This window comes from Agromyces tardus (assembly GCF_003710805.1).
Taxonomy (GTDB): domain Bacteria; phylum Actinomycetota; class Actinomycetes; order Actinomycetales; family Microbacteriaceae; genus Agromyces; species Agromyces tardus.
Map to the genome: position 1 here is coordinate 25964 of NZ_RHHB01000027.1, position 15982 is coordinate 41945.

Annotated in this window: 14 protein-coding genes; 13 read left to right on the plus strand and 1 reads right to left on the minus strand. The window is 71.5% G+C overall.

Going from position 1 to position 15982, the window contains the following annotated elements; genetic code table 11:
• Positions 1 to 223 precede the first annotated feature (223 nt).
• Positions 224 to 562 carry an Rv2175c family DNA-binding protein gene (locus tag EDM22_RS20065; RefSeq protein WP_122937487.1) on the plus strand — a complete coding sequence of 113 codons (339 nt, stop codon included), beginning with the start codon at positions 224 to 226 and terminating at the stop codon, positions 560 to 562.
• Between the two features lie 48 nt (positions 563 to 610).
• Here EDM22_RS20065 and EDM22_RS12875 read toward each other — a convergent pair whose 3' ends face one another.
• Entirely contained in the window at positions 611 to 1723 is a 1113-nt protein-coding gene (locus EDM22_RS12875) for a polyprenyl synthetase family protein (protein WP_122937488.1), read from the minus strand.
• Positions 1724 to 1797: 74 nt separating this feature from the next.
• On the opposite strand from EDM22_RS12875, the gene EDM22_RS12880 reads away from it, so the two are divergent.
• The 12 genes from EDM22_RS12880 to murC all read left to right on the plus strand — a co-directional run bounded on the left by EDM22_RS12880 (position 1798) and on the right by murC (position 15819).
• Entirely contained in the window at positions 1798 to 2178 is a 381-nt protein-coding gene (locus tag EDM22_RS12880; RefSeq protein ID WP_122937489.1) for a DUF3040 domain-containing protein, read from the plus strand.
• A 331-nt stretch (positions 2179 to 2509) separates the two neighbouring features.
• Positions 2510 to 2941, plus strand: a complete 432-nt coding sequence (gene mraZ, locus EDM22_RS12885; RefSeq protein WP_122937490.1) for a division/cell wall cluster transcriptional repressor MraZ — start codon at positions 2510 to 2512, stop codon at positions 2939 to 2941.
• Between the two features lie 102 nt (positions 2942 to 3043).
• Positions 3044 to 3997 carry a 16S rRNA (cytosine(1402)-N(4))-methyltransferase RsmH gene (gene rsmH / locus EDM22_RS12890; protein WP_170964125.1) on the plus strand — a complete coding sequence of 318 codons (954 nt, stop codon included), beginning with the start codon at positions 3044 to 3046 and terminating at the stop codon, positions 3995 to 3997.
• Positions 3994 to 4614, plus strand: a complete 621-nt coding sequence (gene ftsL, locus EDM22_RS12895; protein WP_122937492.1) for a cell division protein FtsL — start codon at positions 3994 to 3996, stop codon at positions 4612 to 4614. Before rsmH ends, ftsL begins: the two co-directional genes overlap by 4 nt.
• 46 nt (positions 4615 to 4660) lie before the next feature.
• On the plus strand, positions 4661 to 6460 hold the full coding sequence (locus EDM22_RS12900; RefSeq protein ID WP_245989357.1) for a peptidoglycan D,D-transpeptidase FtsI family protein: 1800 nt from the start codon (positions 4661 to 4663) through the stop codon (positions 6458 to 6460).
• A 13-nt stretch (positions 6461 to 6473) separates the two neighbouring features.
• Positions 6474 to 8018: a Mur ligase family protein gene (locus EDM22_RS12905; RefSeq protein ID WP_122937494.1), complete on the plus strand. Its 1545-nt coding sequence runs from the start codon at positions 6474 to 6476 to the stop codon at positions 8016 to 8018.
• A complete protein-coding gene (locus EDM22_RS12910) occupies positions 8015 to 9427 on the plus strand; it encodes a UDP-N-acetylmuramoyl-tripeptide--D-alanyl-D-alanine ligase (protein ID WP_122937502.1) in 1413 nt (470 codons plus the stop codon). The genes EDM22_RS12905 and EDM22_RS12910 overlap by 4 nt, the downstream gene beginning before the upstream one ends.
• Positions 9424 to 10521: a phospho-N-acetylmuramoyl-pentapeptide-transferase gene (mraY, locus tag EDM22_RS12915; RefSeq protein WP_122937503.1), complete on the plus strand. Its 1098-nt coding sequence runs from the start codon at positions 9424 to 9426 to the stop codon at positions 10519 to 10521. Before EDM22_RS12910 ends, mraY begins: the two co-directional genes overlap by 4 nt.
• Complete coding sequence (gene murD / locus EDM22_RS12920) at positions 10506 to 12062, plus strand: UDP-N-acetylmuramoyl-L-alanine--D-glutamate ligase (protein ID WP_245989358.1); 1557 nt, start codon at positions 10506 to 10508, stop codon at positions 12060 to 12062. Before mraY ends, murD begins: the two co-directional genes overlap by 16 nt.
• Positions 12019 to 13275, plus strand: a complete 1257-nt coding sequence (ftsW, locus tag EDM22_RS12925) for a putative lipid II flippase FtsW (RefSeq protein ID WP_122937496.1) — start codon at positions 12019 to 12021, stop codon at positions 13273 to 13275. Before murD ends, ftsW begins: the two co-directional genes overlap by 44 nt.
• Positions 13272 to 14372, plus strand: a complete 1101-nt coding sequence (murG, locus tag EDM22_RS12930; RefSeq protein ID WP_122937497.1) for an undecaprenyldiphospho-muramoylpentapeptide beta-N-acetylglucosaminyltransferase — start codon at positions 13272 to 13274, stop codon at positions 14370 to 14372. Before ftsW ends, murG begins: the two co-directional genes overlap by 4 nt.
• Before the next feature lie 43 nt (positions 14373 to 14415).
• Positions 14416 to 15819 (plus strand): UDP-N-acetylmuramate--L-alanine ligase, encoded by a 1404-nt coding sequence (murC, locus tag EDM22_RS12935; protein ID WP_122937498.1) that lies wholly within the window; start codon positions 14416 to 14418, stop codon positions 15817 to 15819.
• Positions 15820 to 15982 lie beyond the last annotated feature (163 nt).

The following is a 15982-nucleotide window of genomic DNA, read 5'->3' on the forward strand; positions in this document are numbered from 1 at the left end:
GGCGCCCGGCTCGGACTCGAGTGCGTGGTGTCGGCTGAATGGGGCGGGATCGCGCGGAGCCCGGGCATCGGAGTCGTACGCCATCGTTCCCCCTCCGCGAACATCCGTCAGCGGTCGAGCTCAACGTCGCACGGGGGAGGGGGCGAGTCAAACTCCCACGCGGCACTCGGCGAGACCCGCGGATGGGTTCCACCGTCCGGTCCCGTCGTGGCACTCTTATGGGGTGACCGATGCCGACCCGATCGACTGGCTGACCGTTCCCGACCTCGTCGAGCTGCTGGGGCAGAGCCCGAGCCGCATCCGGCGACTGATCGACGAGCGCTACCTGCTCGCCGCGCGCGTCGACGGCGTGCTGAAGGTGCCAGCACTCTTCCTCCGCGACGCCGCGCCGCTGCCGGAGCTGCACGGCACGGCGATCGTGCTCGCCGACGCGGGGTTCACCGACGCCGAGGCCCTCGAGTGGCTGATCGGCGTCGACGACAGCCTCGGCACCACGCCGATCGAGGCGCTGCGCGCGGGCCGCAAGTCCGAGGTGCGCCGCGTCGCCCAGGCCTTGGCCTGACCGGTCCCGCGCTCGGCCCGAGCACCGCCATGGACGAGGGCGCGCCCCTCAGCTCGCCCGACGGGTGACGGCCCTCGCCATCGAACCGAGCTCGGCGCGTGCCTCGCGGCTGATCGGCGCATCCTCGAGCGCGGCCATCGCCCGGTCCATGTTGGTGGCGATCATGCGCTCGACCTCGTCGACGGCGCCGCACTCGCGGATGGTCTGCTGCAGCATCCGCACCTGCGCGCCGTCGAGCGACGGGTCGCCGAGCAGCTCGTCGAGGAGTCGCCGCTGCCCCGGCGCGAGCCGTTCCCGCGCGATCGCGACGAGGAGCGTGCGCTTGCCCTCGCGGAGGTCGTCACCCGCGGGCTTGCCCGTGACCTCGGGGTCGCCGTAGACACCGAGCAGGTCGTCGCGCAGCTGGAACGCGATGCCGAGCGGCAGGCCGAAGGAGCGGAGGCCGTCGAGCTGCGCCACGGAGCCGCCCGCGATCGCCGCGCCGATGGCGAGCGGTGCCTCGATGCTGTACTTCGCGGACTTGAAGATGACGACGCGCTCGGCCCGGGTGCGCTGCTGCTCCTCGGGCTGGGTGAGCCAGGCGCGCTCCTCGAGGATGTCGAGGTACTGGCCGGCGGTCACCTCGGTGCGCATCCGGTTGAACTCGGTGCGCGCCGCGCGCACCGCGCGGGGATCGCGCAGCGTCGCGAGCCCCTCGTCGAGGAGCTCGTCGCTCCAGCCGAGGAGGAGGTCGCCCAGCAGGATCGCGGAGGCGCGGCCGAAGTCGTCGCCGGCGCCCGCCCAGCCCGACTCGCCGTGCAGCGATTCGAAGAGCCGGTGCGCCGCAGGGGCGCCGCGGCGGGTGTCCGAGTTGTCGATGATGTCGTCGTGCACGAGGGCCGCCGCGTGGAAGATCTCGAGGGCGGATGCCGCGGAGACGACCGCGAATCGATCGCCCGTGTCACGTCCCGTGAGGGCGTCCGCGCCGCGTCCGCCGACGGCCTCCCAGCCCCAGTAGCAGAACAGCGCGCGGAACCGCTTCCCGCCGCTGAGAAACCGCTTTGAGAATGCGGCGAGCGGGTCGAGGTCGGGGCTGATCGAGCGGAGAATGGAAGCGCGATCATCGAGGAATTCCTCGAGCCGATCGTGCACCAGATCGACGAGGCGGGGGACCGGGACCATCGTCCTAGCCTAGCGACGGCGCGGAGGCCTAGAATGGCGTCACGAAGCGTCGGTCCCGAGAAGGAGGGAATGAGATGCCGCTTTCAGAGCAGGAGCAGCGCCTTCTCGAGGAGATGGAACGGAATCTCTACAAGAACGACGCCGACTTCGTCGCGACCGTCGGCGGGGCCGGTCGCGGTCGGCCCAATTACCGGTCCATCGTCCTGGGAATCCTCCTCGCCGTCGCCGGAGTCGCAGGGCTCATCGCGGGAGTGGCACTGCAGATCCTCGTCGTGGGCGTGCTCGGCTTCGCGTTGATGTTCGCCGGCGTCCTGATCGCGATCACGCCCTCGAAGCGCGTCTCCGCATCCTCCATTCCGTCGGAGCCCAGCGCCCCGCGAGCCCGTCGTTCGGGCGGGGGATTCATGGATCGCCTGAACGACCGATGGGACCGCCGCCAGGACGGCCGCGACTAACCCCTCCACTTCGCACCACCACTGAACGGGTCGATCGGATGATCGGCCCGTTTCGTCGTGTTCGGGGGCCGTCACTCGGTCGCTGAGCACGCCGGGAGGTGCCGGATCCGGGCGAACGGGACCGGAATCGACCCTGTGCGGCCGCCGACGCGCCCGGAATCCTCCCCGGTGGCTCCGTTTCCTCCACCTCGCTCCACCCGCTGGATCCGCATGATTCCGGGGCTGCCCTGAGGAGATTCCCTGCGAGACCGCCCATCATCGTGGATATGTGGATGGGAGTGGAGTAAAGTGGGGTTACCTGGTTCCTGGCCGGAGGAGTGGGGGTGATGCGGTGTTTCTTGGTACGTACGAGCCCAAGCTCGACGAGAAGGGTCGCGTCATTCTTCCGGCGAAGTTCCGGGAGGAGCTGTCGAACGGCCTCGTGCTCACGCGCGGGCAGGAGCGCTGCATCTACGTGTTCAGCGCGCGGGAGTTCGAGAGCATGAGCGAGAAGATCCGCCAGGCCCCGGTGACGAGCAAGCAGGCGCGCGACTACATGCGCGTCTTCCTCTCGGGGGCATCCGCGGAGACCCCCGACAAGCAGAATCGCGTCACGATCCCCGCCATGCTCCGCAGCTATGCGGGCCTCGGCCGAGACCTCACGGTCATCGGCACGGGCAGCCGGGTGGAGATCTGGGATGCGACGGCGTGGCAGAGCTACCTCGCCGAGCAGGAGGCGGCCTTCGCGGAGACGGCGGAGGAGGTGATTCCCGGACTCTTCTGAGTCCCCGGGTTGCGACTCCCAGCCGTGCGCGCCTGATGCACTTCCCCGCACCAGGACGAACGGATGGGGATCGGAGCCCGGGGCACGAGTCCCGAACACATCATGGACATCGAACGCATTCACACCCCGGTCATGCTCGAACGGACGATCGAGCTGCTCGCCCCGGCCATCGACGGCGACGGCGCCGTGCTCGTCGACGCCACGCTCGGCATGGGCGGGCACACCGCCGCATTCCTCGAGCGCTTCCCGAAGCTCACCGTCATCGGCCTCGACCGAGACACCGAGGCACTCGCGATCGCCCGGCAGCGCCTCGCGCCGTTCGGCGATCGTGCGCGCTTCGTGCACACCGTGTACGACGGCATCGCCGACGCCGTGCGTTCCGAGGGGTTCCCCGAGGTGCAGGGCGTGCTGTTCGACCTCGGCGTCTCGTCGCTGCAGCTCGATCGTGCGGAACGGGGCTTCGCGTACTCGAAGGACGCCCCGCTCGACATGCGCATGGACTCCACGAGCGGACGCACCGCGGCCGACGTGATCGCCGAGTCGAGCGAAGACGAACTGCGCCGCATGTTCTACGAGTACGGCGAGGAGAAGCTCGCCCCGCGGTACGCGAGGGCGATCGTTCGGGCCCGCGCCGAGCAGCCCATCACGCGTTCCGCGCAGCTGGTCGACATCATCAGCGCCGCGACGCCGGCCGCCGTGCAACGGGCCGGGCATCCGGCCAAGCGCGTGTTCCAGGCGCTGCGCATCGAGGTGAACGAGGAACTCTCGGTGCTCGCGCGTGCGATGCCCGCCGCCCTCGACACGCTCGCGGTCGGCGGCCGCATCGTCGTGCTCGCCTACCAGTCGCTCGAGGACCGCATCGTGAAGCGGGTCCTCCAGGCGGCGTCGTCGTCGACGGCGCCGGCCGGGCTGCCCATGGAGCTGCCCGAGCACCGTCCGCAGTTCAAGCTCCTCGTGCGAGGGGCGGAACTCGCGAGCGAGACCGAGCAGGCGGAGAACCCGCGTGCGAAGCCGGTGCGACTTCGCGCCGCAGAACGAGTGAGGAGGCCGTCATGAGCGCACTGCCGGCCCAGACCAGGCCTCCGCGCGCGCGCGCGGCGCAACCGCGACCCGATCGTCGCACCACCAGCGCCGCCGCCGAGCCGCGCCTGCGCCCGGCACCCGACCGGGCACTCGGACGCGCGAAGCCGCGCCTCGTCTATGCGATCGTCGCCGTCGGGTCGATCGGGGTCATCGCCATCGCGCAGCTCCTGCTCTCGATCGCCATGACGCAGGGGGCCTACGAGCTCGACGGCTACCAGATCCGCCAGGCGCAGCTCGCACGCGACGAGGCGAAGCTCTCCGAGGACCTCGACGGCGTCGAGTCGCCCCAGTTCCTCGCGGCGAACGCGGAGGCGCTCGGGATGGTGCCCAACTCCGACCCGGTGTACCTCCGGCTCTCCGACGGCGCGGTGCTCGGCGTGCCCACGGCGGCCGACGGCGGCGCCGTGGCATCCGGGCCGCTCGTCCCGAACTCGCTCATCGACGGCGTGCCGCTCGTCACCGAGCAGCAGGCGGCGCAGACTCCGAGTGGGGGACAGGGCGCGGGCATCGGCGCCGCGCCCGCCGCCGAGCCGGCGGCAACCACGCCCCCGGCCCCCGCAGAGGGGCTGCCGACTCCGGCCACCCACTGACCCGACGACCACCACCGAGAAGCGAGGACGGCACCGGATGGACCGAGTGAGCCGACACCCGATGCGGCGGATCCTGCTGGCGGCCGTGCTGCTCGTGGCGATGGTCGGCGTCTTCGTCGTGCGGCTCGTCGACATCCAGGTGGTACGCGCGGCCGAGTTGAACCAGGAGTCGACGCAGGTGCGCTCCGAGACGCGCACGCTGTACGGCACCCGCGGTGAGATCGTGGACGCGAACGGCACCGTGCTCGCCGACAGCGTCATGCGATACGACATCGCGCTCTCGCCCAAGCAGGCCGCCAGCGGTCCCCTCGTGCGGGAGGAGCCGGATCCGGCCGACCCCGCCAAGACGATCGACGTCGACGTGCCGCTCGACCAGGTGCTCGCCGAGCTCGGCGCCGTGATCGGCAAGCCGGCGGCGCAGCTGCAGCAGCTCATCGACGACTCCCTCGCCGCGGACCCCGACTCCGACTTCGCCTACGCGGCGAAGCTCGTCGACACCGAGACCTACGAGCAGGTGAAGAAGCTCGACATCCCGTGGGTCGTGCCCTACGAGCACCCCGGCCGGCGGTACCCGAACGGAGCGGTCGCCGGCAACCTCATCGGCTTCATGGGCGACGACGGCGATGCCCTCGCGGGGCTCGAGCTCTCGGAGGACCAGTGCCTCGCGGCCGAGAACGGCGAGTCGAGCTTCCTGCACAGCCTCAAGGACTGGGTCGCGATCCCCGGCAGCGAGGTCGTGCACAAGCAGGCCCGCGACGGCGGCGACCTGCAGCTCACGATCGACTCCGACCTGCAGTGGGACGTGCAGCGCATCGCGGCCGCCCAGGTGCAGGCCACGGGCGCGCAGTGGGCGACGGTCACCGTCATGGAGGCGAAGACCGGGCGGCTCCTCGCCGTCGCCGACGTGCCGACGGTCGACCCCAACGACCCCGCCGGCGTCGCCTCCGACGACCGCGGCTCGCGCTCGTTCACGGCGCCGTTCGAGCCGGGCTCGACGCTCAAGGCGCTCACCGCGGCATCCGTCATCGACGCAGGCAAGGCCGACCCGCTGAGCCAGGTCGTCGCGCCCTACCGCTACCTGCCCCCGAACGGCGCGGACATCAACGACAGCTTCTTCCACGACGACACCCGCTACACGCTCACGGGCGTGCTCATCGACTCGTCGAACACGGGCATGTCGCTGTTCGGCGAGCGGCTGACCGACGAGCAGCGGTACCAGGACTTCCTCGACTTCGGCCTCGGCAACCCCACCGAGGTCGGGTTCCCGAGCGAGGCGTCGGGCGACCTGCACGGCGGCCCCGACGGGTGGGACAACCAGACCAAGTACGCGACGATGTTCGGCCAGGGCCTCACCACGACGGCCCTGCAGATCGCGAGCGTCTACCAGACGATCGCGAACGGGGGGGTGCGGATGCCCGTCACCCTCGTCGAGGGATGCCGGGCGCCCGACGGCACGGTCACCGAGAATCCGAGCACCGAGGGCCGGCAGGTGATCTCCGAGCAGGCGGCAGACCAGACCTCGCAGATGCTCGAGCGGGTCTACGCCGACGGCTGGCTCTCCGACGTGTGGCAGATCCCCGGGTACCGGGTGGCCGCGAAGACCGGAACGGCGCAGGTTCCCGACGGTCAGGGCGGCTACCAGAGCGGCTACCTCGTCTCGGTCTCGGGCTTCGCGCCCGCCGACGACCCCGAGTTCGTCGTTTCGGTCAGCATCATGGATCCCGTTAAGATGAACTCGTCCGCCGCATCCGCTCCCGTCTTCCAACAGGTGATGAGCCAGGTGCTGAAGAAGTATCGGACCGTTCCGTCCGGCGCTCCGGCGCCCGAGCTGCCAGCAACCTGGTGAGAAAGTTGGATTCGTGACCGGAACGCCTCCCACGGCACTCCGGCCGCAGCATCCGAGCCCCCGATCGCTGCACGGCCTTGCCGAGACGTTCGGATTCGACGTGCGCGGCGACATCGACGGCGTCGAGGTGACCGGCGCTGCAATCAGCTCGCGCACCGTGCAGGGCGGCGACCTGTACGTCGGCGTGCCCGGCCGCAACGCGCACGGCGCCGACTTCTCGGCCGAGGCCGCGGCGAACGGCGCGGTCGCGGTGCTCACGGATGCCGCCGGCGCCGACGCCGCGGCCGCCGCGGACCTGCCGGTGCTGGTGACCGCCGACCCGCGCGCCGCGCTCGGCGAGGTCGCCGCCTGGATCCACCGCACGGCCGAGAACCCGGCCACGTTCTTCGCGGTCACGGGCACCAACGGCAAGACGAGCGTGGTGTACCTGCTGTACGGCATCCTGCGCCAGCTCGGCGTCGTCGCGGGGCTCACCTCGACCGCGGAGCGCCGCATCGGCGACGAGGCGGTGACCAGCTCGCTCACGACGCCCGAGGCGAGCGAGCTGCACGCGCTGCTCGCGCGCATGCGCGAGGTCGACGTGCGCGCCGTCGGCATCGAGGTCTCGGCGCAGGCGCTCACTCGCCACCGCGTCGACGGCATCGTGTTCGACGTCGCCGGCTTCACGAACCTCACCCATGACCACATGGACGACTACGAGTCCATGGAGCAGTACTACGAGGCCAAGCGGGAGCTGTTCCAGCCCGAGCGCGCCCGCCGCGCCGTGATCACCGTCGACTCCGAGTGGGGCCGACGGCTCGTCGGCGAGAGCCGGATCCCCGTCACGACCCTCGCGACCGATGCCGCCGTCGAGGCGGACTGGCACGTCACCGTCACCGAAGAGGCGCCCACGCACACGGGCTTCGAGCTCACGGGTCCCGGCGGCCGCAGCCTCGCGACGTCGGTGCCGCTCCTCGGGCACTTCATGGCCGCCAATGCGGCGCTCGCGATCGTGATGCTCGTCGAGTCGGGCTACGACCTCGACCAGATCGCCCACGCCCTCGGCGACGGCGGCATCGACGCCTACATCCCCGGGCGCGCCGAGCGCATCTCCGGCGATCGCGGCCCCGTCGTGTACATCGACTACGGGCACACGCCCGACGCCTTCCTGCAGACGCTCGACGCGATCCGGCGCACCACGAACGGCCGCATCGTCATGGTCTTCGGCGCCGACGGCGACCGCGACACCACCAAGCGGGCTGACATGGGCGCGATCGCGGCACGCGGCGCCGACGTCGTCGTCATCACCGACTTCCACCCCCGCTGGGAGGACCCGGCCGCGATCCGCGCCGCCCTCGTCGCGGGCGCCCTCGCGGCGGTGCCCGACCGCGAGCTCCATGAGATCGCCGACCCGCGCGCCGCGTTCCGCGCCGCGCTCGCCCTGGCGGCGGAGGGCGACGCGATCCTCTACGCTGGCCCAGGCCATGAGGACTACCAGGAGGTCGCCGGCGTGAAGATTCCCTACTCGGCACGCGACGATGCCCGGCTCGCACTGCGCGAAGCGGGGTGGCTCGCGTGATCGCGCTCACGCTCGCCGAGATCGCGGCCGCGACATCCGGCCGTCTCGAGCTCGGCGCCACGGATGCCGCGCCCGAGACCGTCGTCGACGGCGCGGTGACGACCGACTCGCGCGAGGTGGGCACCGGCGACGTGTTCGTCGCGAAGCGAGGCGAGTTCGACGACGGCCACAACTTCGCGGCTGCCGCGGCCGAGCAGGGAGCCGCCCTGCTCATCGTCGAGCGCCCGCTCGACCTGCCGGTGCCGCAGGTCGTGGTCGCCGATTCGGTCGACGCCCTCGGCGATCTCGCGAGCGAGGTCGTGCGCCGCGTGCGCGCGCTCGGCCGGTTGCGCATCGTCGGCGTCACGGGCTCCAACGGCAAGACGACGACCAAGAACCTGCTGCGCACCGTGCTGGAGCAGGTCGGCCCGACGGTCGCGGCGCGCGCCTCGTTCAACAACGAGGTGGGCGCGCCCATCACGATGCTCGAGCTCACCGAGCAGACGCAGTTCCTCGTCGCGGAGATGGGCGCGTCGGGCGTGGGGCACATCGCCCGCCTCGTGCGCCTCGCGCGGCCCGACGTGGGCATCGTGCTCAAGGTGGGGCTCGCCCACGCCGGCGAGTTCGGCGGCATCGAGCAGACCGTGCGGGCGAAGTCGGAGATGGTCACCGACCTGCTCGAGACGGATGTCGCGGTGCTCAACGCCGACGACCCCCGCGTCGTGCCCATGGCCGCCCTGACCCGCGCCCGCGTGACCTGGTTCGGCATGGCCGACAGCGCCGACGTGCGCGCGGTCGACGTCGTCTCCCACGCGCGCGGCACCGAGTTCACGGTGATCGTGCCCGGCGGCGAGTCGGCGCGCGTGCGGTTCTCGGTGCTCGGCGAGCACCACGTCATGAACGCCCTCGCCGCGATCGCCGCGTCGAGGGAGCTCGGCGTGCCGCTCGCCGAGATCGTGCGCGGGCTCGAGCAGGTGACGCTCGCGGAGCGCTGGCGCATGCAGGTCCTGGGCGGCCGCGACGGCATCACGATCATCAACGACGCGTACAATGCGAGCCCCGACTCGATGGCGGCCGCGCTGAAGACGCTCGCCCAGGTCAAGGCCCCGGGCACCCGCACGGTCGCCGTGCTCGGCGAGATGAGCGAGCTCGGCGAGTTCTCGGGCGAGGAGCACGACCGCATCGGCCTCCTCGCCGTGCGGCTCGGCATCTCGCAGCTCGTCGTCGTGGGCCGCGGTGCGCGGCGCCTGCACATCTCCGCCATCAACGAGGGTTCGTGGGACGGCGAGTCGGCCTTCGTCGAGACCGACGAGGAGGCCTTCGAACTCGTCACGGGATCGATCCGCCCGGGGGACACCGTGCTGGTGAAATCGTCGAACGCGGCGGGTCTCCGACACCTCGGCGACCGACTGGGAGAATGGTTCTCGTGAGAGCACTGCTGACCGCCGGGGCGTTGTCGCTCGCCTTCACGCTGTTCCTCACGCCGCTGTTCATCCGGCTCTTCACGCGCCTCGGGTGGGGGCAGTTCATCCGCGACGACGGCCCGAAGAGCCACCACGTCAAGCGCGGCACGCCCACCATGGGCGGCATCATCTTCATCCTCGGCACGTTGTTCGGCTACTTCGGCGCGACGCTGCTGCTGAGCGACGAGCGGCCCACGGCCTCGGGCCTGCTCGTGCTGTTCATGATGGTGGGCCTTGGGCTCGTCGGCTTCATCGACGACTTCCTCAAGACGCACAAGAAGCAGAGCCTCGGCCTCGGCGGCTGGGCCAAGATCCTCGGCCAGACCGTGGTCGCCGCGGCGTTCGCGCTGCTCGCACTGCAGTTCCCGAACGAGCAGGGAGCGACGCCCGCGTCGACGAAGATCTCGTTCATCCGCGACCTGCCGCTCGACTTCATGGTCTTCGGCACGGTGATCGGCGTGATCGTCTACGTCATCTGGATCGTGCTCCTCACGACGGCCACGTCGAACGCGGTGAACGTGACCGACGGGCTCGACGGGCTCGCGTCGGGCGCCTCGATCCTCGCGATCGGATCGTTCGTGATCATCGGCTTCTGGCAGTTCAACCAGTCGTGCTTCAGCGAGAACCTCAACCCGAGCGACGCGTACCGGTGCTACGACGTGCGCGATCCGCTCGACCTGGCGATCGTCGCGACGGCCATCGTCGGTGCGGTCATCGGCTTCCTGTGGTGGAACACCAACCCCGCCCACATCTACATGGGGGACACCGGTTCGCTCGCGCTGGGCGGCGCCCTCGCGGCCCTCGCGATCGTGAGCCAGACCGAGCTCCTCCTGCTGCTCATCGGCGCCCTCTTCGTGATCGAGACCGGCTCGGTGATCGTGCAGCGCGCGTACTTCAAGGCCACCGGCGGCAAGCGCATCTTCCTCATGAGTCCCATCCACCATCACTTCGAGCTCAAGGGGTGGGCCGAGGTCACGATCGTCGTGCGCTTCTGGATCATCGCCGGCGGCTTCGTGGCGGCGGGCGTCGGCGCGTTCTACTTCGAGTGGCTGCAGAGTTGAGCGGTCCGGATGCCTCGGCCGCGGGTCGGCTCGACGAGCTCACCAGCTGGCACGCCGACTGGCTCGGCCTCCGCGTCGGGGTGCTGGGGCTCAGCGTCACCGGGTTCGCGGCGGCCGACACGCTCGCCGAGCTCGGCGCCGACGTGCTCGTCGCCGCTCCGGCGCGCGACGACGACCGCGCGCGCATCCTCGACGTCATCGGGGTGCGGCACGTCGACGACCCGCTCGAGACCGTGCCCGCCGAGCTCGTGGCGTTCGCTCCGGAGGTGCTCATCGCGTCGCCGGGGTTCCACCCCGACCACCCGGTGCTCCGGTGGGCGGATGCCGCGGGGATCGCCGTGTGGGGAGACATCGAGCTCGCGTGGCGCGTGCGCGACAAGGTGAACGCCGCCGAGTGGATCCTCGTCACCGGCACGAACGGCAAGACGACCACGACGCAGCTCGCGGCCACGTTCCTCGCCGCCAACGGGCTGCGCGCCGCGCCCTGCGGCAACATCGGCGTGCCCGTGCTCGACGCGATCCGCGATCCCGCGGGCTTCGACGTGCTCGTCGTCGAGCTGTCGAGCTTCCAGCTCCACCACCTGCCGACCTGGGGGCCGGGCGCGCTGCATCCGTGGGCGAGCGTGTGCCTCAACATCGCCGACGACCACCTCGACTGGCACGGCTCCGCGGAGGCCTACCGCGACGCGAAGGCGAAGGTCTACTGGAACACGAAGGTCGCGTGCGTCTACAACCGCGCCGACGAGGCGACGATGCACATGGTCGAGGATGCCGAGGTGGAGGACGGCGCCCGCGCCATCGGCTTCGGCCTCGACGTGCCCGGTCCGAGCGACTTCGGCGTCGTCGACGGCATCCTGTGCGATCGGGCGTTCCTCGAGGAGCGCCGCACGGCGGCCCTCGAGATCACGACGCTCGACGAGCTGGAGCCCGCCGGACTCGCCGCCCCGCACATCGTGGCGAACATCCTCGCGGCCTCGGCGCTCGCGCGTTCCTTCGGCGTGCCGGTGGCGATCGTGCACGACGCGCTGCGCGACTTCCGCCTCGATGCGCACCGCATCCAGACGGTGGCCGTCGCGGGCGGCATCCGCTGGATCGACGATTCGAAGGCGACGAACCCGCATGCGGCCGAGGCGTCGTTGCGGGCGTTCGGCCGGGTCGTGTGGATCGTCGGCGGCCTCCTCAAGGGCGTCGACGCGGATGCGCTCGTGGCCGCCCATGCCGCGCGACTGCGTGCCGCGATCGTGATCGGCGTCGACCGCGCGCCCCTCGTGGCCGCGTTCCGGCGACACGCGCCGGGGCTTCCGCTCTTCGAGGTGACGGCGGATGACACTGGGAGCGTGATGCCCGACGCGGTCGCCCTCGCGGCGGCCGTCGCCGAGGAGGGCGACACCGTGCTCCTCGCTCCCGCCGCGGCATCCATGGACCAGTTCGCCGACTACGCCGACCGCGGGCGACGATTCCACGACGCGGTCAGGGAGATGCTGGGAGGTGAGGCGGATGACGAGCCCGCCCCGCACGACCCGTCCGGCGAAGGAAGCTGACGCGGCGGGCGTCTCCGCCGCCCGCATCCGCCTCGGCCGCATCTTCCGCGTCGAGTCCAAGGACTACTTCCTCCTGCTCGGCACGACGCTGTTCCTCGTCGCGCTCGGCCTCGTGATGGTGCTGTCCTCGTCGACCGTGGAGTCGCGCCTCGAGGACGGCGGCTTCTTCGTGAAGGCCATCCAGCAGGCGACCTACGCGGTGGTCGGCATCCCGATCATGCTCATCGCGAGCCGCATGCCGGAGGCGTTCTGGATGCGCGTCGCGTGGCCCGCCCTGGCCGTGTCGTGCTTCCTGCAGCTCCTCGTCGTCGCGACGCCCCTCGGCGTCGAGGTCGGCGGCAACACGAACTGGCTGAACCTCGGACCGCTGCAGTTCCAGCCGTCGGAGCTGATCAAGGTCGCCCTCGTGCTCTGGCTCGGCCTCATCATCACGAAGAAGGAGTCCCAGCTCGGCGACTTCTCGCACGGCATCATGCCGATCCTCATCGTGGGCGGCGGTGCGATCGGGCTCGTGCTGCTGGGTGGGGACCTGGGCACGGTCATGATCATGGCGGGCATGCTCATGGGCACGCTCTTCCTCATCGGGGTTCGCTTCCGGCTGCTGGTCCTGCCCGTGGTCCTCGGCGCGGCCGCGTTCACGATGGTGGCCCTGTCGAGCGAGAACCGGATGCGGCGGATCACCTCCTTCCTCCAGGAGGACTGCACGCGCTACGACGTCGCCGACTGCTGGCAGATCCAGCACGGCACGTTCGCGCTCGCGAACGGCGGGCTGTTCGGGGTGGGCCTCGGCAACTCGGCGGCGAAGTGGTCGTGGCTGCCCGCGGCCGACAACGACTTCATCTTCGCGATCATCGGGGAGGAGCTCGGCCTCATCGGCGCGGTCGTGGTGATCGGCCTCTTCGTCGTGCTCGCCGTCGCGCTCGCCCGGGTGCTGCGCGGAGCCCGCACGCCGTTCGCGAGGTCGGTCTCGGCGGCGGTGCTCGTCTGGGTGGTCGGGCAGGCGTGTGTCAATATCGGTGTCGTGCTCGGTGTCTTCCCCGTCCTCGGCGTTCCCCTCCCGCTCGTCTCGGCGGGCGGCACCGCGCTGCTCACCACCCTGTTCGCGATCGGCGTGGTGCTCTCCGTCGCGCGGGACCCGGAGGCCCCCGCCCGCGCGGCCGCGCGCTCGGCCGCGCGCGCCGGCATGCGCACGGGGGCGCGGACCACCCGATGACGACCTACCTCCTCGCCGGCGGCGGCACCGCCGGCCACGTGAACCCCCTGCTCGCCGTCGCCGACCGGTTGCGCGAGCGCGACCCGGACGCGCGCGTGCTCGTGCTCGGCACCGCCGAGGGCCTCGAGGCGCGCCTCGTGCCCGCCCGCGGCTACGAGCTCCTCACCATCGCGAAGGTGCCGTTCCCGCGTCGCCCCAACCGGAACGCGGTCGCGTTCCCGTCGCGGTTCCGCCGCTCGATCCACGACGTCCGGGGGATGCTCGCCGAGCGGCACGTCGATGTCGTCGTCGGCTTCGGCGGCTACGTCTCGACGCCGGCGTACCTCGCGGCGCGCGGTGCCGGGGTTCCCGTCGTGATCCACGAGGCGAACGCGCGGCCCGGCCTCGCGAACCGCCTCGGCGCGCGCTTCGCCGCCCGGGTTGGCGTCGCGTTCCACGGCACCCCGTTGCCGCGCGCCGAGTTCGTCGGGATGCCCCTGCGACGTGAGATCGAGACGCTCGACCGTGCGGCCCTCCGCGAGGAGGCGGCCGGCTTCTTCGGCCTCGACGCCTCACGACCCGTACTGCTCGCGACCGGCGGGTCGCTCGGCGCGCGCCGCATCAACCGCACGGTCGTCGACAGCGCCGCGGCGCTCGTCGCGACCGGGTGGCAGGTGCTGCACATCACGGGCGCCACGTCGGAGGTCGCCGATCCCGGGCTCGACGGCTACCGCATGGTCGAGTACGCCGACCGCATGGACCTCGCCCTCGCCCTCGCCGATGCCGCCGTGTCGCGCGCGGGCGCGGCGACCGTGAGCGAGCTCTCCGCGCTCGGCATCCCGGCCATCTACGTGCCGTATCCCGTCGGCAACGGCGAGCAGCGATTCAACGCCGCCGAGGTCGTGGCCGCGGGCGGCGGCATCCTCGTCGACGACGCGGAGTTCCTGCCCGAATGGGTGGCGGCGAACGTCGTCCCGCTGCTGGCCGACCGCGACCGGCTCCGGGCGATGGCCGCGGCCGCGGCATCCGTCGGCGCCCTGGACGGCACCGACCGGATGGTCGCCCTCGTCGACGCCGCCCGCGGCGGGGCGGGCGCACCACCGCCCGCGGGCGCGTAACGTTGACCTCGACCCCACTCGAAGCAGGAAGCACCGCGACACCGTGACGATCAAGCCCGACCCTTCCATCCAGATCCCCGCCGAGCTCGGCAACGTGCACTTCGTCGGCATCGGCGGCTCGGGCATGAGCGGCATCGCGAGGCTGTTCCTCGGCGACGGCCACCGCGTCACGGGCTCCGACGTGCGCGACTCCGACAACATCGCGGCGCTCCGTGCGCTCGGTGCCGAGATCGCGATCGGGCACGACGCAGCCAACCTGCGCGACGACGTCGACACGGTCGTCGTCACCGGGGCCCTCTGGCTCGACAACCCCGAGTACCAGCTCGCGCTCGAGCGCGGCCTGCCCGTGCTGCACCGCTCGCAGGCGCTCGCGGCGCTCATCGCGGGTCGACGCCTCGTCTCCGTGGCCGGCGCGCACGGCAAGACGACCTCGACCGGCATGATCATCACCGCGCTGCTCGCCCTCGACGAGGACCCGAGCTTCGTCAACGGCGGCGTCATCGAGGAGCTGGGCGTCAGCGCGGCCTCCGGCGACGGCGAGCTCTTCGTGGTCGAGGCCGACGAGTCCGACGGCTCCTTCCTCCTGTACGACACGTCGGTGGCGCTCATCACCAACGTCGACCCCGATCACCTCGACCACTACGGCTCGCTCGAGGCGTTCGAGCAGGCGTTCGTCGACTTCGCCGACGGAGCCCGCGAGTTCGTCGTGATCTCCTCCGACGACCCCGGCGCCACCCACGTCGCGAAGCGGTTGCAGCACTCCACCGTCATGACGTTCGGCGAGGCGGCGGATGCCACGGTACGCGTGCAGGACATCGAGACCGATGGTCCCGTGGCCTTCGCCGTCGACTACGCGGGCGTCGAGTACCGCGCGCGACTGCGCATCCCCGGGCGCCACAACGCGATCAACGCCGCCGGTGCGTTCGCGGTGCTCGTCGGACTCGGGTTCGACCCCGCGGCATCCCTCGAGGGCATCGCGCGGTTCGCGGGCACCGGTCGACGGTTCGAGCTGCACGGCACCGTGGGCGGCGTGAGCGTCTACGACGACTACGCCCACCACCCCACCGAGGTCGCTGCCGCCCTGTCGGCGGCGCGCACGGTCGTGGGCGACGGGCGCATCATCGCGGTGCACCAGCCGCATCTCTACAGCCGGACCCGCCTCTTCGCGAAGGAGTTCGCGGAGGTGCTCGAGCAGTACGCCGACGAGACCGTGGTACTCGACGTCTACGGCGCCCGCGAGGACCCCGAGCCCGGAGTCACGGGCGCGCTCGTGAGCGAGCGCTTCGCGCACCCCGAGCGGGTGGCCTTCGTGCCCGACTGGCAGGAGGCCGCCGACCACACTGCGCGCATCGCACGCGAGGGCGATTTCGTGATCACCCTCGGCTGCGGCGACGTCTACCGCATCGTGCCGCAGATCCTCGGCTCGCTCGAGCGCGAGCGCGGGTGAGGCGGCGCCCGTGAAGCGGCCCCAGGGCTTCGACGATCGGGCGACGCGCGCACGGGTGGCGCGTCCGGGTGCTTCGCAGGGCTCGCACCCGGATGCCGCGCCCACGCCCGCGGGGGCCGGCGCGGGGTCGCGCCGTCGTCCGCCGGCGCCGCCCGCTCCGCCC

What these genes read in the sequence shown, in the direction of transcription:
- EDM22_RS12875 (WP_122937488.1), bottom strand. Translation starts at nt 1,723, where the DNA reads ATGGTCCCGGTCCCCCGCCTCGTCGATCTGGTGCACGATCGGCTCGAG.
- EDM22_RS12880 (WP_122937489.1), top strand. Translation starts at nt 1,798, where the DNA reads ATGCCGCTTTCAGAGCAGGAGCAGCGCCTTCTCGAGGAGATGGAACGG.
- rsmH (WP_170964125.1), top strand. Translation starts at nt 3,044, where the DNA reads ATGGACATCGAACGCATTCACACCCCGGTCATGCTCGAACGGACGATC.
- ftsL (WP_122937492.1), top strand. Translation starts at nt 3,994, where the DNA reads ATGAGCGCACTGCCGGCCCAGACCAGGCCTCCGCGCGCGCGCGCGGCG.
- ftsW (WP_122937496.1), top strand. Translation starts at nt 12,019, where the DNA reads ATGACGAGCCCGCCCCGCACGACCCGTCCGGCGAAGGAAGCTGACGCG.
- murG (WP_122937497.1), top strand. Translation starts at nt 13,272, where the DNA reads ATGACGACCTACCTCCTCGCCGGCGGCGGCACCGCCGGCCACGTGAAC.